General features: G+C 68.6%; 2 protein-coding genes. Both read right to left on the bottom strand.

Annotated features, from left to right (window positions below; genetic code table 11):
• Positions 1–522 (bottom strand): methionyl-tRNA formyltransferase (locus tag A5651_RS00940; protein WP_304441177.1); only part of this gene is annotated, 522 nt, incomplete at its 3' end.
• A 2-nt stretch (positions 523–524) separates the two neighbouring features.
• On the bottom strand, positions 525–972 hold a 448-nt coding region (locus A5651_RS00935; protein WP_066974652.1), incomplete at its 5' end, for a LemA family protein.

Genomic DNA, 972 nt, shown 5'->3' with positions numbered 1-972 from the left:
TGCCCCCGAAACCGACAGGCGCTCAAGCAGATCCCCCGCGGTGTCGGTGGGTCGGATCGTCTCGGTGACGACGCCGTACACCGGGCCGGAATCCAGCGCAGGCTCGATCTGGAACGTGGTCGCGCCCGTGACGGTGTCGCCCGCCGCGATGGCGGCCTGCACCGGCGCGGCGCCACGCCACGCCGGCAGCAACGAAAAGTGCAGATTGATCCAGCCGTGCGCCGGCACCGCCAGCAGACCGTCGCGCAGCAGCGCGCCATAGGCGACGACGGCGCACACATCGGGGGCGAACCCCGCCAGTTCCGAGACGAATTCGTCGGCGTTGGGGCGCTCGGGCCGCAGCACCGGGATGTCGTGCTCGAGCGCCAGCGCCGCCACCGGCGACGGCGAGGGCTTGGCGCGGCGGCCGGAGGCGGCGTCAGGGCGGGTGAGCACCGCGACCACGTCATGGCGCGGTGAGTCGATGAGCCGACGCAGCGACGGCAGCGCGGGCTCTGGGGTTCCTGCGAAAACGATCCGCATACCTATCTCGGTGTCTGGTAGTACTCGCGTTCGGCCACACCGGTCAGCGGCGCGACGAACATCCACGGCATGGTACTGACCAACCGATTCAGCGTGGCGGCAGCGTCGTTGTAGTACTGGCGCGCGAACGCCAGCTTGTTCTCGGTGTCGGCCAGGTTGTCCTGCAGGTTCAGAAAATTGTTCGACGAGTTCAGCTGTGGATAGCTATGACCGAGCGCCAGCACAGGCGCCAGCGCCGAGTCGAGTTCCTTTTCGGCGGCGCTGCGCTCGGCGACGGATCCACCCGATGTCGCCGTCGTCAACGCAGCCCTGGCGTCGGTGACGTGGTCGAGGACGCTTTTCTCGTGGGTGGCGAACGTCTGGACCGTGTGTACCAGGCTCGGGATCAGCGCCGCGCGACGCGTCAGCTCCACGTCGATGCCGGACAGCGCTTCGGCCACCCGGATGTCG

Origin of the sequence: Mycobacterium sp. 1274761.0 (genome assembly GCF_001668615.1) — a bacterium.
Lineage (GTDB): Bacteria > Actinomycetota > Actinomycetes > Mycobacteriales > Mycobacteriaceae > Mycobacterium.
The sequence above is the reverse complement of the archived record's forward strand: the minus strand, read 5'-3'. Positions and strand labels throughout refer to the sequence as shown.